General features: G+C 68.7%; 24 protein-coding genes. 10 read left to right on the top strand and 14 right to left on the bottom strand.

Annotation, left to right across the window (positions count from 1 at the left end):
- Positions 1–71 precede the first annotated feature (71 nt).
- From CHC08_RS07875 to CHC08_RS07855, 5 genes are all read left to right on the top strand, one after another.
- Positions 72–1,253 (top strand): glycosyltransferase, encoded by a 1,182-nt coding sequence (locus CHC08_RS07875; RefSeq protein ID WP_089206506.1) that lies wholly within the window; start codon positions 72–74, stop codon positions 1,251–1,253.
- Entirely contained in the window at positions 1,250–2,197 is a 948-nt protein-coding gene (locus CHC08_RS07870; RefSeq protein WP_089206505.1) for an NAD-dependent epimerase/dehydratase family protein, read from the top strand. Before CHC08_RS07875 ends, CHC08_RS07870 begins: the two co-directional genes overlap by 4 nt.
- A 74-nt stretch (positions 2,198–2,271) precedes the next feature.
- Complete coding sequence (locus tag CHC08_RS07865; protein WP_089206504.1) at positions 2,272–3,261, top strand: NAD-dependent epimerase/dehydratase family protein; 990 nt, start codon at positions 2,272–2,274, stop codon at positions 3,259–3,261.
- Entirely contained in the window at positions 3,258–4,298 is a 1,041-nt protein-coding gene (locus CHC08_RS07860) for a glycosyltransferase family 4 protein (RefSeq protein ID WP_089206503.1), read from the top strand. The genes CHC08_RS07865 and CHC08_RS07860 overlap by 4 nt, the downstream gene beginning before the upstream one ends.
- Positions 4,299–4,302: 4 nt before the next feature.
- Positions 4,303–5,727 (top strand): tyrosine-protein kinase domain-containing protein, encoded by a 1,425-nt coding sequence (locus tag CHC08_RS07855; protein WP_179281931.1) that lies wholly within the window; start codon positions 4,303–4,305, stop codon positions 5,725–5,727.
- Here CHC08_RS07855 and CHC08_RS07850 read toward each other — a convergent pair.
- The 4 genes from CHC08_RS07850 to CHC08_RS07835 form a co-directional block, all read right to left on the bottom strand.
- Positions 5,705–6,382 (bottom strand): arsenate reductase/protein-tyrosine-phosphatase family protein, encoded by a 678-nt coding sequence (locus CHC08_RS07850; protein ID WP_089206501.1) that lies wholly within the window; start codon positions 6,380–6,382, stop codon positions 5,705–5,707. The genes CHC08_RS07855 and CHC08_RS07850 overlap by 23 nt on opposite strands.
- A 196-nt stretch (positions 6,383–6,578) precedes the next feature.
- A complete protein-coding gene (locus CHC08_RS07845; protein WP_089206500.1) occupies positions 6,579–8,306 on the bottom strand; it encodes a DUF4012 domain-containing protein in 1,728 nt (575 codons plus the stop codon).
- Positions 8,307–8,328: 22 nt separating this feature from the next.
- The gene (locus CHC08_RS07840; RefSeq protein WP_143653138.1) at positions 8,329–8,988 is read right to left on the bottom strand and encodes a hypothetical protein; all 660 of its coding nucleotides are present in this window, start codon (positions 8,986–8,988) and stop codon (positions 8,329–8,331) included.
- 274 nt (positions 8,989–9,262) lie between these two features.
- Positions 9,263–10,456 carry a PQQ-dependent sugar dehydrogenase gene (locus CHC08_RS07835; protein ID WP_089206498.1) on the bottom strand — a complete coding sequence of 398 codons (1,194 nt, stop codon included), beginning with the start codon at positions 10,454–10,456 and terminating at the stop codon, positions 9,263–9,265.
- Positions 10,457–10,622: 166 nt separating this feature from the next.
- On the opposite strand from CHC08_RS07835, the gene CHC08_RS07830 reads away from it, so the two are divergent.
- Positions 10,623–11,375 carry an SDR family NAD(P)-dependent oxidoreductase gene (locus CHC08_RS07830; RefSeq protein WP_089206497.1) on the top strand — a complete coding sequence of 251 codons (753 nt, stop codon included), beginning with the start codon at positions 10,623–10,625 and terminating at the stop codon, positions 11,373–11,375.
- Between the two features lie 134 nt (positions 11,376–11,509).
- On the opposite strand, the gene CHC08_RS07825 is transcribed toward CHC08_RS07830, so the two are convergent.
- Positions 11,510–12,724, bottom strand: a complete 1,215-nt coding sequence (locus CHC08_RS07825) for an ABC transporter ATP-binding protein (protein WP_089206496.1) — start codon at positions 12,722–12,724, stop codon at positions 11,510–11,512.
- 176 nt (positions 12,725–12,900) lie between these two features.
- On the opposite strand from CHC08_RS07825, the gene CHC08_RS07820 reads away from it, so the two are divergent.
- Positions 12,901–13,899 (top strand): LacI family DNA-binding transcriptional regulator, encoded by a 999-nt coding sequence (locus CHC08_RS07820; RefSeq protein ID WP_089206495.1) that lies wholly within the window; start codon positions 12,901–12,903, stop codon positions 13,897–13,899.
- A 9-nt stretch (positions 13,900–13,908) separates the two neighbouring features.
- On the opposite strand, the gene CHC08_RS07815 is transcribed toward CHC08_RS07820, so the two are convergent.
- Positions 13,909–14,394 (bottom strand): glutathione peroxidase, encoded by a 486-nt coding sequence (locus CHC08_RS07815; RefSeq protein ID WP_089206494.1) that lies wholly within the window; start codon positions 14,392–14,394, stop codon positions 13,909–13,911.
- Positions 14,395–15,022: 628 nt separating this feature from the next.
- Here CHC08_RS07815 and CHC08_RS51345 point away from each other — a divergent pair.
- Positions 15,023–15,787, top strand: coding sequence for an aggregation-promoting factor C-terminal-like domain-containing protein (locus tag CHC08_RS51345; RefSeq protein ID WP_245878194.1), 765 nt, complete (start codon positions 15,023–15,025; stop codon positions 15,785–15,787).
- Positions 15,788–15,857: 70 nt separating this feature from the next.
- Here the strand turns inward: CHC08_RS51345 and CHC08_RS51340 are convergent, their stop codons facing one another.
- Both CHC08_RS51340 and CHC08_RS51335 read right to left on the bottom strand, forming a co-directional pair.
- The gene (locus CHC08_RS51340) at positions 15,858–16,025 is read right to left on the bottom strand and encodes a hypothetical protein (protein ID WP_245878193.1); all 168 of its coding nucleotides are present in this window, start codon (positions 16,023–16,025) and stop codon (positions 15,858–15,860) included.
- A 6-nt stretch (positions 16,026–16,031) separates the two neighbouring features.
- A complete protein-coding gene (locus tag CHC08_RS51335; protein ID WP_245878204.1) occupies positions 16,032–16,244 on the bottom strand; it encodes a TetR/AcrR family transcriptional regulator C-terminal domain-containing protein in 213 nt (70 codons plus the stop codon).
- On the opposite strand from CHC08_RS51335, the gene CHC08_RS51330 reads away from it, so the two are divergent.
- Positions 16,206–16,352: a hypothetical protein gene (locus CHC08_RS51330; protein ID WP_245878205.1), complete on the top strand. Its 147-nt coding sequence runs from the start codon at positions 16,206–16,208 to the stop codon at positions 16,350–16,352. The two genes, CHC08_RS51335 and CHC08_RS51330, sit on opposite strands and share 39 nt — an antisense overlap.
- Positions 16,353–16,501: 149 nt before the next feature.
- Here CHC08_RS51330 and CHC08_RS07800 read toward each other — a convergent pair whose 3' ends face one another.
- The 5 genes from CHC08_RS07800 to CHC08_RS07780 all read right to left on the bottom strand — a co-directional run bounded on the left by CHC08_RS07800 (position 16,502) and on the right by CHC08_RS07780 (position 18,789).
- Complete coding sequence (locus tag CHC08_RS07800) at positions 16,502–17,221, bottom strand: hypothetical protein (RefSeq protein ID WP_089206493.1); 720 nt, start codon at positions 17,219–17,221, stop codon at positions 16,502–16,504.
- Between the two features lie 171 nt (positions 17,222–17,392).
- On the bottom strand, positions 17,393–17,752 hold the full coding sequence (locus CHC08_RS07795) for a DUF202 domain-containing protein (RefSeq protein WP_089206492.1): 360 nt from the start codon (positions 17,750–17,752) through the stop codon (positions 17,393–17,395).
- Positions 17,749–18,090 carry a YidH family protein gene (locus tag CHC08_RS07790; RefSeq protein WP_089206491.1) on the bottom strand — a complete coding sequence of 114 codons (342 nt, stop codon included), beginning with the start codon at positions 18,088–18,090 and terminating at the stop codon, positions 17,749–17,751. Before CHC08_RS07790 ends, CHC08_RS07795 begins: the two co-directional genes overlap by 4 nt.
- A 57-nt stretch (positions 18,091–18,147) precedes the next feature.
- A complete protein-coding gene (locus CHC08_RS07785) occupies positions 18,148–18,552 on the bottom strand; it encodes a hypothetical protein (RefSeq protein ID WP_089206490.1) in 405 nt (134 codons plus the stop codon).
- A 9-nt stretch (positions 18,553–18,561) separates the two neighbouring features.
- Complete coding sequence (locus tag CHC08_RS07780) at positions 18,562–18,789, bottom strand: ATP-binding cassette domain-containing protein (RefSeq protein WP_218825154.1); 228 nt, start codon at positions 18,787–18,789, stop codon at positions 18,562–18,564.
- A gap of 232 nt (positions 18,790–19,021) precedes the next feature.
- On the opposite strand from CHC08_RS07780, the gene CHC08_RS07775 reads away from it, so the two are divergent.
- A complete protein-coding gene (locus CHC08_RS07775) occupies positions 19,022–19,279 on the top strand; it encodes a ubiquitin carboxyl-terminal hydrolase 14 (RefSeq protein WP_089206489.1) in 258 nt (85 codons plus the stop codon).
- Positions 19,280–19,440: 161 nt separating this feature from the next.
- On the opposite strand, the gene CHC08_RS07770 is transcribed toward CHC08_RS07775, so the two are convergent.
- Positions 19,441–21,027, bottom strand: coding sequence for a Na+/H+ antiporter (locus CHC08_RS07770; protein WP_089206488.1), 1,587 nt, complete (start codon positions 21,025–21,027; stop codon positions 19,441–19,443).
- Between the last annotated feature and the right edge of the window lie 283 nt (positions 21,028–21,310).

Raw genomic sequence — 21,310 nt, 5'->3', positions numbered from 1 at the left:
GCCGACGAACAGCCCAAACGGCGAGCTAACTTCTCCGACGTGAGACGACAGGTCAATCGCTGAGGAGCCGCATGAAGCCGGACAGTCGGATTCGTGTCATGGAGATCATCGCACGTATGAACGTCGGCGGACCGGCCACTCAGATCATGGGATTGTGCGAGCGACTGGACGCCGAGGAGTTCGACCACCGCCTCTACACCGGCCACGTCGACGACGACGAGGGTGATCACCTTCGCCTGAGGGAGGCGACGACGCGGGTCCACCGGGTGCCGGGCCTCGGCCGATCGGTCAGGCCCGCCGACGACTACCGTGCTCTCTCCTGCCTGATCAAGGCCATGCGCACCTTCCGCCCGCATATCGTCCACACCCGGACGACAAAGGCGGGTGCCCTCGGCCGGGTGGCGTCCCGCCTGTCCGGTGTCGATTCGGCCCGGGTGCACGTGTTCCACGGTCATCTCTTACACGGATACTTCTCCCGGCCGAAACGCTCGCTCTACGTGCGGTCGGAACGACTCCTCGCCTCCCTGTCCGACCAGTTGGTGACCGTCGGGTCCCAGGTCCGTGACGACCTGCTCGGAGCCGGGATCGGCCGCCCCGAGCAGTACGTCGTGATCGCACCCGGCGTTCAGCTGAACCCGGTCCTCGACAGGAGGGCGGCCCGCGCCCTCCTGGGCCTCCCCCCGGATGTGCCGATCGTGGCGTACGTGGGACGCCTGACCCAGGTGAAACGACCGGACCGGTTCCTCGCGGTGGCCGGGGCCGTACTCCAGCGCGTGCCCGGCTGCCACTTCGTCGTCTGCGGGGGCGGCGAGCTCCACCAGGACCTCGAGCGGCGCATCGAGCCCGTACGCGACTCCTTCCATCTGCTCGGCTGGAGAAAGGACGTGGAGACGGTCTACGCCGCGGCCGACGTCGTCCTGCTGACCTCCGACAACGAAGGCATGCCCCTCAGCCTCATCGAGGCCGGGATGGCCGGGACCCCGGTCGTCTCCACGCGGGTGGGAAGCGTCGCGGAGATCGTCCGGCACGAGGACACCGGTCTGCTGGCCACCACCGACGTCGGCGCCCTGGCGGCGCCCGTCGTCCGGCTGCTGTCGGACCCCGCGCTCGCCCGCCGGATGGGTGAGTCGGCCCGGCGATGGACGACCGCCTCGTTCGGGGTGGACCGCCTCGTCGCGGACACCGAGGCCCTTTACCGATCGCTGTACGGCGTGCCCCGGCTCCGCTTCGCCACAGAGGAGACAGTCAAATGAAGGTTCTTGTGACGGGGGGCGCCGGCTTCATCGGCGCGAACGTCTGCCGCGCGTTCACGACCCGGCCCGAGGTGGAGCGGGTCACCGTGCTCGACGACCTCAGCAGCGGAGATCTCGCCAACCTCGACGGTGTGGGCGCGGACTTCGTGATGGGCAGCATCCTGGACCGGGATCTCCTGGCGGAACTCGTCGCCGACGCCACCACGGTGGTTCATCTCGCCGCGCGCCCCTCGGTGCCCCGGTCCCTGAACGATCCGATGGCCTCGCACACCGTCAACGCCACCGGCACCCTCCACGTCCTGGAGGCGTGCCGGGAGACGCGACCGCACCTCATCCTCGCGTCGTCGTCCTCCGTGTACGGGGACTGCCCGGAACCGTACAAGCACGAGGATCTCCCCACCCGGCCGCTCAGCCCGTACGGAGCCAGCAAACTCGCCACGGAGGCCTACGCCCTGGCGTACGCGGAGAGCTACGGCCTGCCGGTCCTTCCCTTCCGTTTCTTCAACGTCTACGGCCCCCTGCAAGCCGCCGGCCAGGCCTACGCCGCGGTCATCCCGGCGTTCGTGTCGGCGGCTCTCGACGGCCGTCCCGTACCGATCTACGGTGACGGGCACCAGGCGCGGGACTTCACCTACGTGGGATCGGTGACCGGCGTCCTCACCGATGCCGCCGTCCGCCGGATCACGAGCAGGAAGCCGGTGAACCTCGCGTTCGGGACCCGCGTCTCCCTGCTGCGCCTGAAGGACGTCCTGGCCTCGGTCCTGGAGCGGCCGATCGAGACGACCTTCCTGCCGCCCCGGACGGGCGACATCCACCAATCACAGGCCTCCCCTCATCTGCTCCGCGAGATGTTCCCCGACGTCTGCCCGGTGTCCCTCGATGACGGCCTCCGCATGACGGTCGCCTGGTTCGAGAAGGCCTCGGTCCCCGGTGCCGGTACGTGATCCGGCACATCTGACAGATCACCTCTCCCCCGCGACAAGCACCTTTCCAGGCAAGTAGGCATAAGGGGAATCCCGTGGGCAAGGAAGCAGCGAACACCTACCTGATAACGGGCGGCAGCGGGTTCGTCGGATCGCATCTGACAGACGCGCTGCTCGCTCGCGGCAGCTCCGTCGTGGTTCTGGACAACCTGTCGACAGGGCGGTCCTCCAACCTCAACCCGCACCCGAACCTGCGGTGTGTACAGGGGTCGGTCCTTGACGAGCTCATGGTCGACGAGCTGGTCCACCAGTGCGACGTCGTCGTCCACCTCGCGGCCGCGGTCGGCGTCAAGCTGATCGTGGAACAGCCGCTGAGATGCCTGACGACCAACATCCGCGGCTCGGAGATCGTCATCGAGGCCGCGCACCGGTACCGGAAAAAAATCCTGATCACCAGCACGAGCGAGATCTACGGCAAGAACTCCTCCGGCGCGCTGCGGGAGGACGCGGACCGCATCCTCGGCAGCACCGCCGTGGTGAGGTGGGCCTACAGCACCGCGAAGGCCGTCGACGAGATCCTCGCGAACGCCTACCACAAGGAGCGCGGCCTGCCGACGATCGTCGTCAGGCTGTTCAACACCGTGGGACCACGGCAGAGCGCGGCCTACGGCATGGTCATCCCACGCCTCGTCCGGCAGGCGCTCGGCGGCATGCCTCTCACCATCTTCGGCGACGGCACCCAGAGCCGCTGCTTCGCCCACGTCGCGGACGTCGTCGACGCGCTGCTCCTGCTTCTCGGCAACGACGAGGCGATCGGGGAGACCTTCAACATCGGCTCCGATCACGAGGTGAGCATTCTGGAGCTGGCGAAAATGATCATCGATCGCACCGGCTCCTCGTCCGAGGTCGCCTTCATCCCCTATCACGAGGCCTACGATCAGGGTTTCGAGGACATGACCCGCAGGGTTCCCGACACCACCAAACTCCAGAAGCTCACCGGCTGGGCTCCACAGCACTCTCTCGACGAGATCCTCGCCGACGTCGTGAAGGAGGCCCGTGCGGATCTCGCGGCGTTCACCCAGTGAACGCCGGGGTCCTCCTCGCCGCGGGAGCGGTCGCCTTCCTCCTCAGCACGGTGACGATCGTGCCGCTGAGACGTCTGGCACTGCGGTGGGACCTCACCGACCGCCCGGGGGGGAACAAGGCCCATGCCTGCCCGACCCCCTACCTGGGGGGCCTCGCGATCGCCGTGGCCACGGTCGTGCCCACGGCGGCGGTGATCGGCCTGAGCGATCACCGGATCACCGCGATCCTCCTGACGGCCACCGCGGTGGCCATGCTCGGCCTGATCGACGACATCGGCTCGCTGTCCATGCTCATCCGGTTGACCGTGGAGACCGCGGCGGCGATCGGGGTCGTGCTCTCCGGCGTCCGGATCACCATGACCGACAGCTGGCTGGACGGGCTCGTCACGGTGGCGTGGATCGTCGTGATGACAAACTCCTTCAACCTGCTGGACAACATGGACGGCGCGCTGGGAGCCGTCACCACGGTCACCGCCACCCTTCTCGCGGTGACGGCCTTCGTGTACGCCCAGCCGGTTCTGGGGCTGCTCCTGTCCATGCTGGCCTACTCCGGCCTCGGCTTCCTGCTCCACAACTGGCCGCCCGCGAGGATTTTCATGGGCGACTCCGGGTCCCTGTTCATCGGCTTCGTCCTCACCTGTTCGGCGATCCTCCTGGTGATGGGGACGAGGCTTGACACGACGGTCGCCGGACTGCTCCTGCCGACCTTCGTCGCGACCGTCGACACCGGCGTCGTGTTCCTGTCGCGGATGCTGGCGGGCCGCTCGCCGCTGGCGGGCGGCACCGACCACGTCTCGCACCGGCTCCGCCGGATCGGCCTCGGCCCCCAAATGGTCGCCACGGCACTCGGTCTGATCACGGCGATCGCCGGAGCGCTCTGCCTGGCGATGGCCCTGCGCTGGATACCACCGCTCCCCACCGCGATCGTCACGGTCGGAAGCGCGCTCGTTCTCATCGGCCTGCTGCAGGGCGTGGACGTCTACTCGCCGGCCCAACGTCAGAAAGCTCTTCCCAGAATCCGTGAAAGGTTGCGTTGACCCGGTGGATCTGCTCTATTTCGCGCGACTCGCGCGCAGGAACTGGCTCCTCATTCTCTTCTCGCTGGTCCTGGCGGTGTCCACGTCGCTCATCGTCACAGCACGCATGCCGACCAAGTACGTCGCGACGATCTCCATGCTGGTCTCCGGTTACGACAGGGAGGGCAGCCTCTCCACCGCCATCCAGGCGGGGATGCTGTCACAGCAGAGGGTGCAGTCCTATGCCAATCTGCTTCCCAGCCGCCGGGTGGTCAGTCAGATCACCACGGGCGACGACATCCGGCGCGTCCAGGAGAACATCACGGCGGAGGCCATCCCCGGCACCGTGCTTCTCCGCGCCACGGTCACCGACACCGATCCCGCACGCGCCGCTCGACTGGCCAACGCCCTGGGCGGGGCGTTCACCCGGCTGGTCGACGAGATCGAACAGCCCCTCCCCACCCGTAAGAGGAAGCACGCGAAAAAGGACGGGGAAAAGGACGGCCACTCGTCCCGTAAGAACGACCAGCCCAACGTCAAGGTCGCGGTGGTGGACCCGGCGGACGTTCCCAGGGACCCGATCAGTCCGAGGCCGCTGGTCAACCTGGCGCTCGCCGTACTCACCGCGCTGCTCATCGCCATGGCCTCGCTGGTCCTGCGCGACCGCATGGACACCACCATCAAGGCGAGCGAAGTGCTGCACGAGGCGTCGAAGAGCTCGGTTCTCGGGATCATCGGATACGAGCGCGACGCGCGACGCCACCCTCTCATCCTCCGCGACCGTGGCCGCTCGTCCAGATCGGAGGCGTTCCGCTCGCTCCGTACCAACCTGCAGTTCATCGGCGTCGACCGGCAACCGAGATCCCTCGTGGTCACCAGCTGCCTGCCGGGCGAGGGGAAGTCCTCGACCTCCGCCAACCTGGCGATCACGCTCGCGCAGGCGGGGTGGCGGGTGCTCCTGGTGGACGGCGACCTCCGCCGCCCGCGCATCCCGAACTACCTCGGAATCGAGGGGGCGACCGGCCTCACGGATGTGCTGATCGGCAGAGCACGGCTGGAGAACGCGATCCAGATCTGGGGCGAGTCGGACCTCGCCGTCCTGCCGAGTGGCCAGATCCCGCCGAACCCCAGCGAACTGCTCGGCTCGAACGGGATGCGTACGCTGCTCAGCGGGCTCACGGAGAGATACGACATAGTGATCATCGATGCTCCGCCGGTGCTGCCGGTCACCGATGCCGTGGCACTCGCGGCGATCTGCGACGGCGCGCTGCTCATCGCGCGGTACGGCAAGACCCGGCGCGAGCACGTCATCCGTGCCGTGGAGGTGCTGACGTCGATCAACGCCCGCCTGGTCGGCACCGTCCTGAACTTCGCACCCGCCAAGAGCAACCGGTACTACGGGTGCGAGTACGACGCCAAGGCCGAGGTCACGCCACGCGTGAGTGTGTGAGCAGCCCGAGCGGGACGGCGAGCGACGTCGCGATCCTTCGTCCCGCCGCCCGGTAGGCCAGCCGGGAGCCGCGGTAGGGATCGGGAATGTCGGGTTGGTCCACTCGGACCAGCCCGCGCCTCGCCCGGACCTCTCGGATCAGCGTGTGCGCCCGCCGTACGGGATCCTCATGGCAGATGACCGCCAGGGGCGGCACGGCCCCGGCCAGCGTCCCGAACTCGGCGATGGTGAAGGTCCGCGTGGCCGCCGGGGGGAACGCCGCCACCGATTCGGCGCGGTGCTCGGAGGCGGCCGTCAGCACGAGATCGGCGGCGGCCACCAGTTCGGAGGTCAGCGGGCGAGAACCGAAGCCGTCGGGGTCGCCGCCGAGACGGACCAGCACCCGTCGCGCGCGCTCCGTCATCTGCGTCCCGGCTCTGGCCCGGGTCCCCGCGCTGGTCACCTGAAGCGCCGGGCAGGGTCCGAGGATCGACCGGGTCAGCCGCTCCGCGAGCGGAGAGCGGCAGATATTGCCCGTGCACACGAACAGAAGACGGAAACGGACGTCGTGCCGCGACGCCGGCGCCGCTCGCACATCCCTCCAGCATCGCGGACCGCAGTGCTCGTGACCGGGCTGTGCGACCCCGGCGGCTTCACCGATCTCAGCGATCTCCATGAGCGCGACGGTAGGTCTCCCCCGTGGGGCCGCCGCCCGTGGCACGCCGGACTTTGCGCTTTTCTGCCGATACCGGCGGTACGGCGTGCGGAAGGCCCTCGCCGCGTTCCACGGCGAGGGCCGAGACGTATGCCGCCCACAGATCCACCCACGGGACCACCCGCCGAGCCGGCCGCCGGGGCCTCCGGGAGGGTGATCAGAGAGGGCATCCCTGCCGATCCTGGGTGACGCTGGTGCGCTGGGAGCGGACCAGCGGCTGCTCCGGAACCAGTGGCGGCTCGTCGGAGGCGAACTCCGTGAAGTCGAGCTCCAGGGTCCTGGACTGCCCGGGAGCGAACTCCAGGATGGTCGAGTAGACGGGGTGGGACCGTTCGGTCGCCTTGATGAGCGACACCGGGTCGCCGTCGAGCCGGGCCCCGGTCATCTTCGCCCCGAGCCCGCCGTACAGCGACACCCACAGCAGGTTGGACCCCGGGGCGTGACGGCGCGTCGGGGAGTCGAGCCGGCTGGTGACATAGCTGGGCAACGCCCCTCGCGGGACGTCGTTGGTGAGGCGGACCCGCACGGTCGAGGGGCGCAGCCCGTCCCGGCAGGGCCCCAGTTTGTAGTCGAGGGAGCGTTCCAGGTAGTAGTCGAGCTTGCCGCCGGCGGAGTTGTTGACCACCAGGCCCGCGAACGGTCCCGAGCGCAACGGCAGCACGCCGCTGACCGGGGTCCGCGACAGGCGTCGCTGCTCCGCCTCGTGGCTGCTCCAGATCTGGATCCGCCGCTCGCTCACCATGCGGGTCAGCACGGGCAGCAGTCTGGCGGGCTGGGTGAGGGACGCGGGCAGCGCCTCGCTGACGGCGCCGGCGATCGTGATGAGGAACCGCTTGCGCGCCATGGGGTCGGCGAAGCGGGCGTAGGCCGTCCGCTCGGTGAGGTCGACGACGTTCGAAGAGGTCACCTTCTCCCCACCGGGCAGGGTGACCGGTCCGATCAGCTGCAGCAGGTAGGACAGGCCCACCGGGTCGGTGGCGAGGGCGCCGTCCAGGTGGCCGCGGGCCTGCTGCTCCCACAGTCCCGTCCAGGTGGCCGCGGCGTACGGGAAGTGCGGGGAGAGGTTGGAGATGGAGAGCAACTTGGTCGACCACGGTCCGTAACGCGCGCGGTAGTCCGGGCCGTGGTCGGCACCGGGAACGGAACTCCCGGCGAGGCCGTTGTTGGCGGAGAGGTGCCCGATGTCGACCTTGCCCCGGTCGGCCTTCAGGATGCCGAACGCACCGACCAGGCCTCCGGTGCCTCGTGCTTCGGCGTTGGTCTGGAACGCGAGGAAGTAACGACGGGGGCCGTCGAGGCCGAGCATCGGCGGCAGCAGGGTGGCGGCGGTCGCGGCGGCGTCGAGCCAGCCGTGCAGCCGGTCGACCTCGTGCAGCGCCGTACCGCGTGCCTGGTCCAGCTGCTTCAGGCCGGTCTCCGCCGGGGTGGCCTCCAGGCCGGAGCCGATCCTGGCGAGGCGGGCGGCGGCGGATTTCAGGGTCGGCGACGCCGCGTCGAGGTCGGTCAGCGGCTGCCGCAGGTTGCCCGGGGATCTCTTTCCCATCGTGGTGAAGGCCGCGGCGAGGGGCCGGACGTCGGCCAGCACGCCGGTCAGATCCGCGGCGCTCTCGGCCAGTCCTCGCACGGTCGTCGCGGCGTCTCCCACGACCGGAGTGTGGGCGATCGTCCACCAGTCAGGGCCCTCGGTGAGCCGTCGTGCCTCGTCCGCGTGCCGCCGGGCCTCGGCCAGCGCCGTGGCCATCGGGCGCGGGTCGCCCGTGCTCGCCGCCGCGCGCACCTGGACCAGTGCGGCCCCGGCGGCCTCCAGATGATCGCGCACGCGCATGCCGAGATGGGCCGACCAGCCTCCCGCCAGTATCAAGACCGCGGAAGCCAGCAGGCCCACTACGACTATGCGACGTCGTCTCCTACTTGACACTGGTGGATCGGCGGCGACGTACCGGAACCAGCACGCCGACGGTTCCCATGGCCAGCAGGCCACCGCCGAGCGCGGCCACGGTCGTCACGGGCGCTCCCGTGAACGGCAGCTCCCTGCCCCTGCCGACCCGTTCGCCACAGCCCCCCTCGCAGCAGTCATCCCCGCAGTTGCGGAAACCGCGCCTGTGGTGGCGGTCCTCGTCACCGAAGTCCTCATAGACGGCTTCGGGATCGACGTTGTTGTTGTTGTTCGTGTTGTTCACCTCGCCGCCCCCCTCACATCCGCGGCGGGCGATCTCCTGAGCCCGCTGGGCATCCGCATCAGCCCCGACGGCCATCCTCTCCGCGTCCCTGGCCATGTCCTCGGCCTCGGAATCGCCTGCCGCATCGGCGGCGTCGGCGATGGCGTCGGACCTGATCCCGATGTTCCTGGCCTCGGCCTCGAGCGCCTCGGCCGCCGCGGTTATCCTCGCCGCCTCGGCGGGGCCGCCCTCACAGTTCTCGGCCTCCCGGAGGAGAGCCTCGGACCTGTCGTCCACACTCGCGGCGTCGGCCATGGCCGCATCGGCGAGGGCTCCGAAGTCGGGTGGATAGGGCTGCGCGTGCACGGCGGCCATCGGCGCCGGCATGCTGGTTGCGGCGATCGCCATTCCGGTGGATCCGAGCGTCAGTCCGCTCCCGGCCACCACTGCAAAAAGAACAGATATTGTGTATTTTCCGGCCATTCCGGACCCCCTGTGGCAATGATTCAGGTCATAGAAACCAGACGCTTGGAACACAAGCGGCATGTCCCCGGAACCCGTTATATTCACCACCGGAAAATGGCAACCCGACCGGCGCACACCTCTTACCGAACAATCAGTGGTTGTTCTCCGAACATTGACATTCGGAGGACGACAACGCCCCGGCCGGAGATCGGTGAGGTCACGGAGCGACCTCGATCCGGTAGACGGGTCCGTCCAGGCTGAGCGCGTACAGCTCGCCGTCGTGATCCTGGCCGAAGGACGACAGCTGCTTCACCTCGCCCAGGTTCTCGGCCCGCTCCGGCTCCCCCGCGGGAGCGGACCTGATCCATCCCGCGCAGAAGTCGCCGTAGAGGAAACGCCCCTCCAACCCGGTGATCTTCTTGCCGCGGTAGACGTATCCGGCGATCACCGAGCAGTTCCCGCCCTCGTGCAGGGGGTATTCGATGACGGGGTCGACCAGATCGCCCGTGGCGTCTCCGTCCCGGAACCGGTGGGTGGCCTCCTTGATGTTCCAGCCGTAGTTCTGCCCGCCCTTGCCCCGTGGCTGGACGTCGACCTCCTCCCAGGCGTTCTGGCCGACGTCGCCGATCCACATGTTCCCCGTCTCGGAGTCGAAGGTGAACCGCCAGGGGTTGCGCAGGCCGTACGCCCATATCTCGGGCTTGGCGCCGTTCGTCGCGACGAACGGGTTGTCGCCGGGAACCTTGTACGGAGTGCCGCGCGGATCGATCCTGAGGATCTTGCCGAGCCAGGTGTTCAGGTTCTGGCCGTTGCCCTGCGGGTCTCCCCCGCTGCCGCCGTCACCGAAGGCGATGTAGAGGTAACCGTCGGGACCGAAGGCGAGCTGACCTCCGTTGTGGTTGGCGTACGGCTGCTCCTGCGTGAGCACGTCCCTGCGCCCGGTGGCCTTTCCATCCTTGAAGGCCCATTCCGTCACGTGGGTGTGCCCGTCGCGGTCGGTCCAGTCCAGGTAGAGGAAATCGCCCCCCGGATGGAAGGCCACGCCGAGCAGCCCCTGCTCGTTGCCCCCGCTCACCTCCGCCGAGAGGTCCACGACGGGCTCCTGGGCGACCTTGCCGTCCGTCACGGCGCGCAGCCGTCCCGTCTGCTCCACGATGTAGAGCGTGCGGTCCCCCTTGCGCACGGCCATCGCCACCGGCTTCTCCAACCGGGCGAACTCGGTGAACCTGACCCGCGGGGCGGTCTCCCCTGCCGAGCCTCCCGAGGCCGTGTCGGCGGGCGTGGCTGCGGGCGTCGCCGCGGATGTGACGGCGGGCGGGGAGGCGGCCTCGGTGGGCGTGCCGGAGGAGCAGGCCACCAGCGCCGCACTCAAGAGGGCGAGGCCCAATCCGGTCCGGTAGGAGATCGTCATGGTTCTCATCCTTCAATAATCGGCGACTACCTGACTGACTGCCTTCTACCCAGGCCTGGCGGCAAAGGTTCCGCGATGGTCCGGGCCCGTGCTCCGCCGAGCCCATCGTGAATCGCGGGGACCGTGGAGGTTGGGGGATCCGATGGCGCGATCTTAGACTGCGTGCATGCCAACCGCACTGATCACGGGAGCGACCGCCGGCATCGGCGCCGCCTTCGCCCGCCACCTGGCCGCCGACGGCTTCTCCCTCGTCCTCGTCGCCCGCGACGGCGAGCGCCTGTCCGCCGTCGCCGAGGAGCTTCGCCTGCGCTACGGGGTGAGCTCCGAGGTGCTCCCGGCCGACCTGTCGGCCGACGAGGGCCTGGAGGCGGTCGAGGAACGGCTCCGCCGGGGAGTCGACCTGCTCGTCAACAACGCGGGTTTCGGCCATGGCGACGCCTCCTCCGAGGTGTCCGTGGACGAGGAGCGGCGGATGCTCAAGGTCCACTGCGAGGCGGTCCTGCGACTGACGCTGGCCGCGCTACCCGGAATGAGAAAGCGCGGCCGCGGCGCGGTGATCAATGTGGCGTCGGTGGCGGCGTTCTTCCCCCAGGGCACCTACAGCGCGTCCAAGGCGTGGGTGGTCAGCTTCAGCGAGTCCATGGCCGCGGAGCTGGCCGGCAGCCGCGTGCGGGTGATGGCGCTGTGCCCGGGATTCGTGCGCACCGAGTTCCACGACCGCGCCTCGATCGACATGTCGGGCCTCCCCGGGTTCCTCTGGCTGTCGGCGGACAAGGTGGTCGGCGAGGCCATGCGCGATCTGGCCCGCGGCGTATGGGTGAGCGTCCCCGACCTGCGCTACAAGGTCATCACCAGAATCGGCACGCTGGTCCCCCACCGGCTGGCCGCCGAGGTCTCCCGCCGTTTCGTCCGCCGGTAGTCGCGGCCCGGCCTCGGCGCGGGCAGCTGGGAAGACGAAAGGGCCCGCGCCACGGGAGGGGGTCGTGGCGCGGGCCTTTTCGGCTTACGAGGTTGGTCACGGGCGGGCCTCGCGGCCCGCGGGGTCACTCAGGCTCAGACGTTGGCCTCGTGGCCGATCGCCAGGCCCGAGACCGGGTCGAAGAAGTGCAGGTTGTGGGTGTCCACGACCAGCTCGATGGTCTGGCCGGGGCGGACGTGGCTGCGCGAGTTGACGCGGGCGGTCCACAGCGACTTGTCGCCGACGAGCGGGAGGGTCGCCTCCTCGTCGTCACCGGCGTCGGCCGCGGCGACCGTGTCCTGGTGCACGACGGGCGGGGCGTCGATCAGGAACAGCACGTTGATCTCGGAGCCCAGCTCCTCGGTGACCTCGGCGCGGACCTGCAGGTGCGTCCAGCCGCCGGCGGAGCCGTTGGCCGCGGTCGAGTCCTCGAAGTCGGAGGGACGGATGCCCAGGATGATCTTCTTGCCGAAGTACTGGTCGAGGCCGGGCTTCTCGGCGAAGGTCGACTCCGGCACCGGCAGGCGAAGGTCGGCGAAGGCGACGTAGGCGCCACCGTCACCGCGCACCAGCTCGGCGGTGACGAAGTTCATCGAGGGGGAGCCCATGAAGCCGGCGACGAACAGGTTGACCGGCTTGTCGAACAGGTTCTGCGGGGTGTCGACCTGCTGGAGGAGACCGTCGCGCAGGACGCAGACGCGGTTGCCGAGGGTCATGGCCTCGACCTGGTCGTGGGTGACGTAGACGGTCGTCACGCCCAGGCGCTCGTGCAGGGTGTTGAGGGAGGCGCGCATGGAGACGCGGAGCTTGGCGTCCAGGTTCGACAGCGGCTCGTCCATGAGGAAGGCCTGGGGCTCACGCACGATCGCGCGGCCCATCGCGACACGCTGACGCTGACCACCGGAGAGTGCGGCGGGCTTGCGCTTGAGGTACTGCTCGAGGCCGAGCATCTTGGCGGCCTCGCCGACGCGCTTGGCGATGTCCGCCTTGGGCATCTTACGGAGCTTCAGACCGAAGGCGAGGTTCTCCTCGACGGTCATGTGCGGGTAGAGCGCGTAGTTCTGGAAGACCATGGCGATGTCACGGTCCTTCGGGGGCAGATGGTTGACCATCTTGTCACCGATGAAGATCTCGCCGCCGCTGATGTCCTCGAGACCGGCGATCATGCGCAGGGCGGTGGACTTGCCGCAGCCCGACGGCCCCACCAGAACCATGAACTCCCCGTCCTTGATCTCAAGGTCGAGAGCGTTCACGGCTTTTACGCCGCCTGCATAGATCTTGTCGACTTTGCTGAGAACGATGGAAGCCATGAAAGTCCTTAGCGCTTCGGGCCAACCCCGTGTTTACCCGGTGTGGATACGTTTTCATGCATCTCACCGGAAACGGACATCAGTGTCAAGAGGTAGGTCGATTTTGGCTTGTCAGAAGCACTTCTGTTACCTCTCCGCACTGGATTGCTCACGGAAATCATGATGGAATCGTTTCCATGAGTATGCGTCGTACGACCATCAAAGACGTCGCGGGAGCAGCCGGGGTCGGGGTCGCCACGGTGTCACGAGTCCTGTCCGGCGGCTCGGCGAGCCCCGAGACCAGGGAGCGGGTGCTGAACGTGGCGGCCCAGCTCGACTACCGGCCCAGCGCGCTCGGCCGTAACCTGCGCCAGCAGAGATCGGGCGGGATCGGGCTGCTGCTGCCCGACATCACCGACACCTTCTACGGCCGCCTGGCCGACGGCGTGCTGGCCTGTGCCCGTTCGGCGGGCGAGCCGGTGATCCTGGGCACGACCGGCGACGACCCGGAGCGCGAGGCCGAGCTGATCGGCATGCTGATGGAACAGGGCGTGGACCGTGTGATCGCGGTTCCCTCCGGCGACGGAGAGATCTGGGCGCCGACCCTGCGGGCCGGGCTCACCATGGTCTTCGCCCACCGGCTCTCGACGGGGCATGGCGACGTGCCCGCGGTGCTGGCCGACGACCGCGCCGGCGTACGGACCGCGGTGGACTACCTGACGGGGCTGGGACACCGCCGCATCGCCTATCTGGGCGGCCCCGGGCAGGAGCAGCGCCTGTCGGTCTTCCGCCAGGCGCTGGGCGGCCTCGTGGACGAGGAGCTCATCGTCGTCGCGCGGGGCAGCCGTGACTCCGCCTACGCCGCCGCCGCCGGGCTCTTCCAGCACCGGCCCGACCTGACCGCCGTGCTCGCCGGGGGCAACCTGCTGGGCGAGGCGGCCGTGCTGGCCGCCAGGGAGCTGGACCTGCGGGTGCCCAGGGACCTGTCACTGATCATGTTTGACGACGTGCCCTGGGCCGAGCTGTGCGCTCCGCCGCTGACCGTGATCGCCCAGCCCGCCCAGGACATCGGCTACCGCGCGGCCGAACTGGTGCTGCGCGAGGGTGGCCGGCGCCCGCGCGGCGTGCTGCTGCCCACCGAGCTGATCGTCAGGGGCAGCTGCGCGCCCAGGAGAACGCCGAACAAGAGCGGTTGAACCGATCGGTCAGAGAGACTTCTCGATCGCCTCGACGACCGCGGGGTCGTCGGGCTGGGTGCCCGGCCTGAACCGGGCCAGCACCTCTCCCTCGCGCGAGACCAGGAACTTCTCGAAGTTCCATTTGACGTCTCCGGCCTCCCCTTCGACATCGGGAGTAGAGGTGAGCTCGGCGTAGAGCGGGTGGCGGTCCTCCCCGTTGACATCGGTCTTGGCGAGCAGAGGAAAGTCCACGCCGTAGGTGACGGAGCAGAACTCCTGGATCTCCTCGGCGGTGCCCGGCTCCTGACCGGCGAACTGGTTGCAGGGGACGCCGACGACGGTGAAGCCCCGCTCGCCATAGGCCTGCTGGAGGCCGACCAGTCCGGCGTACTGGGGGGTAAGGCCACATCTGGATGCCACGTTGACAATCAGGACGGACCTGTCGCCGGCCAACTCGGCCAGGGTGGTGGACACGCCGGTGAGAGTACGAAGAGGGGTATCACGGAGACTCATGCTCCGCAGCCTAATCCTCGCGTCGCATTGGAGAGTCGGCGCCCCGGGGGGTGGGACATGATCGATGCGATATATGAGATGTCAAACCATTCACCAGCCCTTTTGCCACCTGCGAGCCCTTCCTTGACATAAAAAACGACGGGTGAGGTCGGCGTGGCCGCCGGAGAGCCGTCCGTACGTCGCATCGCCCTCCTCTCGGGGCCCGGGCGGACGGCGGCCCAGCGGGCCCGAACCACCCCGGGGAGCGCCGCGGATAGCCAGGTGGGGTGCGAGCTCGTTTTCCGTCGCACAGCCGGCCCCGATTTGAAACCCCATGCCGAAGCTATTTTTGAATCGGTCCTCCATAGAGGAGAATCGCCTGGCGTAATTCGGTACCCGCCGAATCGCCTTTAGACCACGAAGATCGGGCAAACACCTTTCCTCCGCGTGTCGCATCCGTCTCTCAACGATCCCTCGGCGTACTAGAAAGCGGCCTAGAGAGATCGTCGCGGTGTCTCATGCCGGAAACAGGCCGGCGAGACCACGCGGGCATTCCTCACCCGGGCCACGGGCGCTGGATCGCCAAGCACGTGAGAGCACCTCGTGCCCTCACGTGCCTCCCGCACGCGGCCAGAGGACAAGGATCACCTTGAACAGCTACCGCCTTGTGCGCAACACCGTCGTGACCATGATCGCCGCGTCGACCATGGTCGGATCGGCGGCGGTGGGGCGAGCAGAGGAGACCGTCGAACCATCCGGAAAAGGAACGGAGGAGACGGTCCGCGAGGACGCATGGTCCACCCAGGCCGAACCTGGGGTCACGATCCGCGAGAACATCAGGACCGCCCAGGCCGAGCCTGGGGTCACGGTCCACGAGGGCATCTGGTCCACCAAGGCCGCACCCAAGGCCGTGGTCCGCGAGAGCACCTCGACCACCCGGGCGAAGCCCGGGGTCGCGATCCGTCGAAGCACCTGGCCCACCCGGGCGAACCCCGGCGTGACGGCCCTCGACGGCACCTCGTCCATCCGGGCGAGGCCCAGCGTCGCCGTCCACCAGAGCACCTGGTCCACCAAGGCCGCACCCAGGATCAGACTGGCCACAAGGACCGCCAAGGGCAGGAACAAGGCGATCGCTTATCGCCTCGTCTCCCGCCGCGCGTGGTCACACAGCCAGTTCCGATGTCTGGACAGCCTCTGGACCAGGGAGAGCAACTGGAATCACCGGGCCTACAACCAGTCCTCGGGGGCCTACGGCATCCCGCAGGCGCTGCCGGGCTCGAAGATGGGCGGCAGCGGCGGGGACTGGCGGTACAACCCGTTCACACAGATCCACTGGGGTCTGAGCTACATCAAAAGCCGTTACGGGTCACCGTGCGGCGCATGGGGTCACTTCCAGTCCAGTAACTGGTACTGACACCGCCGGGGAGCTTCCAGGGGAAGGGAACGCTCCCTGATGACGCCCGGGACCTGGCCGGTTCCGGGCGTCACCTTTTCAGCCGTACGGTTATCGCCTCTATGAGCAGTTCCAGGCCGAACTCGAACTCCGCCTGGTGGTCGCAGTCGCTCAGCGCCGAGGTGAGCCCGCTTACCTCGGGGAACAGCTGGGGATCGACGTCCTTGACCGCGAGGTCGGTACGGTAGGTCGGGGTCACCCCGACCTACCGCAGCAGTGAGCCCACGATGTAGGCGATGAACGTGCGCAGGACGCGCACCGCGTCGTCACCGTCGAATCCGGCGCCGCGCAGCGTGGTGAGCGCCCGCTCCACCGGCAGCAGCCCCGCGTTCGACTTGAGCCGGCGGCTGACCACCACCATCGTGCACCGGGGATAGTGGTGCGCGATCTGCCGGAAGGCGAGCGCCTGTATGCGCACGCGATCGGGCCATTCGGCGAGAAGCTCGACGCCGAGCGCTTCGCCGCCGAGGAGACCGAACGCCACGCGGAGGTCGCCGAGACGGTGGCCCTCGGCGTCGACTCCTGACCTTCCGTACTCCAGGGCAGGCCGAAGACGCTCGGCTCCCGTACGTCAGAGCAGATCGAGGGCGCTCGAACCTCCGTCGTCATGGCAGGCCGAGGGCCCTCGAACCTCCGTACGTCACGGCGGGTCGAGGGCGCTCAGACCTCCGTACGTCACGGCAGGTCGAGGGCGCTCAGACCCAGCAGCAGGGTCTGCCTCTCCCTCGTGGTCAGGGTCTCGTACGGCACGGCCGCGCGGCGGTTCGTCTCCGCCTCGATCCGGTCACGGACGGCGCCCGGCGTCAGGGCGATGATCTGCGCGGCGGTGAAACCCTCCTCCTCCCAGACCGCGGCGTGAACGTCGGCGCGGTGGTAGCGCAGCGCGGCCAGCCGGTTGAACAGGAGCACGCCCGCGGGGGTTCCCTCCGGCTCGTAGGGCGGCGAGGCCTGGGTGAAGGCCGCGCCGCCGCTGTCCGCACCGGCCGCCAGGAGCCGCCCGGCGAGGTCCGCGAGCTCGGGCAGCCGGTCGGCGTGGTCCGCCCACAGCGCGCCGGTCACCGTCGCGTGCACCTCGTACAGGGCCGCGATGAACGCGAGCGAGATGTCCGTCGCGTGCAACGCGCCGTCGTCGACGAGGATGCCCTGGGCGATCTGCGCCTCGATCTCGGCCCGGTCGAAGGGGTTGTAGCGGTAGAGGGCGGTCAGCCCCTCGGGGGTCAGCGGCCGGATGGGGAGCACGTAGCGGAGATCGATCATCAGCTCCGTCTGAAGACCCGACTGCCTGACGAGTTCCCCGCCGATTGGCCGGCTCGCGACATGGACGCCCAGGTGAACGGCATCGATCAGCGGAGCGATCGATGCCGCGTAACCCGGCAGATCATCGAAGCGTGACATGCTGCGCCATCTTGCCCCATTTTTGATGGGTCAGGAGACGTCATTCGATGCCTGGCAGTTCTCCGGCCACCCGCCGCCGACCGTCGAACCCCCCGAACGGACCGGGCGGACCAGGCGGACCAGGCGGACCAGGCGGACCGGATGGACGGGCGACCCGGACGACCGGCGCGCCTACCGGGTGAGCACGAGGCTGAGCGCTCCGAGGGTGACGGCGAGGGTTCCAAGCCAGGCGATGAGGGCGTCCACCCGGTTGTCGAGGGGGCGGCCTCTCCGGATGGCCTCCTGGGCGTTCCGGTAGCGGATGCCGGTACCGGTGAGCAGGAGCGCGCCGCAGAAGACGGCAGGGGCGAAGGGGATTATGGCGATCGCAGGTGTGCCGGTGCGCAGGGCGAGGCCCGCGCCGCCCAGGCCGGTGACGGCCAGCAGCGCGGCGGTGCGAACCCAGGCCAGCCGGGTCCGCTCGCTCTGCAGGCCTTCCCCTCCCCTGAGGTTCGACGGCGGGTCCGGAGGTTCCTCTCCGCGAAAGCTCATCGGCGGAACAGGATGAGAACCAGGGCGAGCACGGCTACGGCGGCCACGCCGTAGCCGAACAGGGGCGCGAGGGCCGGAGGCGGGAGCGGGGCAGCGCGGCGCAGGGCGCGCTGGATCAGGCGCCAACGGGGGTAGGCCATCGCGGCCGACAGGGCGGACAGCGACACGAGGATGACCGCGAGCACGGTCCGCATCCAGGGCACGAAGACGTCGGCGGAGACCGCCGCCATGGCGACGCCGCCCGCGCTCAGCGCGAGCGACGTGCTCAGCCAGGTCAGGAACGTTCGTTCGTTCGCGAGCGTGAACCGGGGGTCAGGCTCGTTTTCCAGGGTCTTCATGAGAACGACGCTATTTCAGCCACATTCCCCCTAGAGAACCCGGGATTGAGCGGAGGCTCAGCCGCCGCAGGCGCCGGCCAGCTGCTCGACCCACTTCACCGAGTCGGTCGCGACCTTCTGGGCCGCGTCGACGGCGTTGTTGGCGTTCGTGGCGTTCAGTCCCTCAAGGTCCTTGGAAACGCCTTCGGCGGCTTCCTTGAGCGTGGTGTTGGCCGCCTCGTCAGCCAGGGTGCCGAGCTTGGCGGCGCCGTCGTTCAGCGCCTTCTCCATTTCGGCGGGGTCGTTGACCAGGCCGGCGACCTTCGCCGCCGTCTCGGTGACGATGCCCGTGGCCTGAACGCACTGCTGAGCCTTGTCGATGCCCTGGCTCACGTCCTGGATTTCGGAACAGCCGGTGGTGACGAGCAAAGCGGCCAGAACCGAGGCGGAGAGGATGGGAATTCGTCGCGGGAGGGGTCGCATGCCTCGACCCTACCCAACGGGCCGCCGCGACAGGCGCCTGACGCGGCGGTCATTGTCCGCCCGCCGTTTCGTGGAGCGGGAACCGCCCAACATGCGGCCCCGCGCCTTGCATGGGCCGCTCCCCGAACATCGGACCGAGCCTCGGGTGATCTCGCCGTCGTGCACGTCCGGCAAGCCGGAGAGGGTCCGGAGTAAGGTTGTTCTACCGGCTCCGTTCACGCCGAGAAGAGCCGCCATCGAACCGGTGGGCGCTTTCAGACCGACACCCGCGCGACACCGGCGTCACGCCGTCGTAGACGACCTCAAGATTACGGACCTCCAGCATCGGACTCCCACGAGGTGAACTCCATGCCACTCTCCGTCGATGGAATGGCAACTCGCCGTGACACCCTGTATCGATGGGCAAGGCGGCCGAGTTGGAACCCGGCTCTGGAAGTACGATCATTGGATGTCTAAGTAAGGGGAGAACATGAGTGTTTGTGAGCACATCGTTGAAGCGCAGGACCCGCCCGCCAAGACGCCCCAGGGGTGCGAGGAGTGTCTGGCGATGGGTACGCGCTGGGTTCACCTGCGCAAATGCCTTTCGTGCGGGCACATCGGTTGTTGTGACTCATCGCCCGGCAAGCACGCCACGGCCCACTACAAGGAGACCAGCCACCCGGTCATGGCGTCCTTCGAGCCGGGCGAGAACTGGCGCTGGTGCTTCGTGGACAACGTCATCGGCTAGAGGGGCCCCTCCTCGGGCGTCGAACAGATGTCACCGTCGGACGGTCGGCTCCTGCCGGGGCCGGTTCTCCTCGCGGGACGGTCTGACGGGGGATGATCCTTTCCCGTCAGGCGTTCACGGAGCCGGTGCCGGTCCTTCTCGCGGGACGGCCTGACGGGCCGTCAGTCCCGCTCCAGGGTGGCCTCTTCGAAGTCGATCTCGTGGATGATCCTGCGGAGCACCTCGTCCTCGATACGTCGCTCGTCGCGGAACCGTACGAACACCTCACGCTCGACGACCAGCATCTCCCTGCGCAACCGCCGGTAGATCGTGCTGGGTGTCTCCTCACCCTCCTGGCCCGTGCCGCCGCCGAGCCGCTCCCAGGCCGTGAGAGTCCGGCGTTCGGACCGTGACCTGAGCTGCTCCACGATGTCCTCGTGGACGTCGGCGACGCCCTCGGCGACAAGCTCCTCCAGCCGGGCGAGCCCGGCTGAGGCAGCCGCCTGCTGGGCTGCCGCCTCGGCCAGATTGTCGGTGTAGAGCTCTCGATCGTTGGAGATCTTCAGCCTGCGGATCAGCGCCGGGAACGACAGACCCTGAACCAGCAGGGTTCCGATCACCACCACGAAGGTGAGGAAGAGCATCGTGGGCCGGCCCTCGAAGTCCAGGGGGATGGCGAAGGCCGCCGCGAGGGAGACCACCCCGCGCATGCCCGCCCAGCTCACGATCGCCACGTTCTGCCAGGCCACCGGATGCGGCTCGCGCCCCCGGAACCTCCTGGCCAAAAATCCCGGCAGGTAGCTGGTGGGCACGACCCAGACGACCCTGGCGAACACCGCGGCGGCGAAGACCGCCAGCGCCATTCCCGTGAGCTTCCACCGGTCGTCCCAGTCCAGCGCGCTCATGATGGGCCACATCTGCAGGCCGATCAGCACGAAGACGATCGACTCCAGGAAGAAGTCCATGACTCGCCAGACCGCGTCGGACAGCAGCCGGGTGCCGAAGCCCGCCCGGGGCATGCGGTGCCCGATGTAGAGACCGACGATCACGACGGAGATCACACCGGAGACGTGCACGCTCTCGGCCACGAAGTAGACCGCGAACGGGGTGAGCAGCATGACGGTGTTCTCGACGAGCGCGTCGCGCAGGCTCAGCAGCACGCGGGCGAGTATCCAGGCGAGCACGACCCCGATCAGCACGCCGCCCACCGCCGAACGGGCGAACTCGAAGGTCACGGCCTGCCAGGTGGCCGCTCCATGGCCCAGCGCCGCCGCGATGGCCACCCGGTAGAGGGTGAGCGCGGTGGCGTCGTTGAACAGGCTCTCCCCCACCAGGATGGTCACCACCTTGCGGGGCAGCCCGAGCCTGCGGGCCACCGCGACCGCGGCGACGGCGTCCGGCGGCGCCACGATCGCGCCCAGCGCGAACGCGGCGGCCAGCGGCAGCTCGGGCATGAGCAGGTGGACGACCCACCCGATGACCAGCGTGGTGAACAGCACCAGACCGATCGAGAGCAGCGCGACCGGGCTGCGGAAGGCCTTGAGCCTCAGGTAGGAGCTGTCGATCGCGGCGGAGTAGAGCAGCGGCGGCAGGAACACCAGCAGAATCAGGTTGGGGTCCAGCTGGTAACCGGGAACCAGCGGCGACAGCACCAGCCCGACCAGCACCAGCACCAGCGGGGACGACCACCCCATGCGCCTCGCCACGGCGGCCACTGCGATCGCGATGACCGGCACCACCAGTATCTGTACCGCCAGCGCCTGGTCCATCCCACCCCTACCGACAGAAAACGATCAGCATGCGGAACCATGCTCACATACGCGCATTAACGCGGTTTTACCGTAGGCAGAGTACGCGTAACCGCTCCATACACGCGCATGGGATCGGCCCTACCGGGATCAGCCCGCGCAAGGCACGCGGAGCCGCTCTACGCGCGCGGACTCCGCAATGATCGGACGGGCGTAGCCGCCCCGTGCGAGGACTCCGCGGACGTGGCCGCCTCCACGCCGGCGCAGGCATGCCGCCCCACGCGCGCGGCCTCGGCGCGCCACA

The sequence above is a fragment of the Streptosporangium subroseum genome (assembly GCF_900188345.1).
GTDB lineage: Bacteria > Actinomycetota > Actinomycetes > Streptosporangiales > Streptosporangiaceae > Streptosporangium > Streptosporangium subroseum.
The sequence above is the reverse complement of the archived record's forward strand: the minus strand, read 5'-3'. Positions and strand labels throughout refer to the sequence as shown.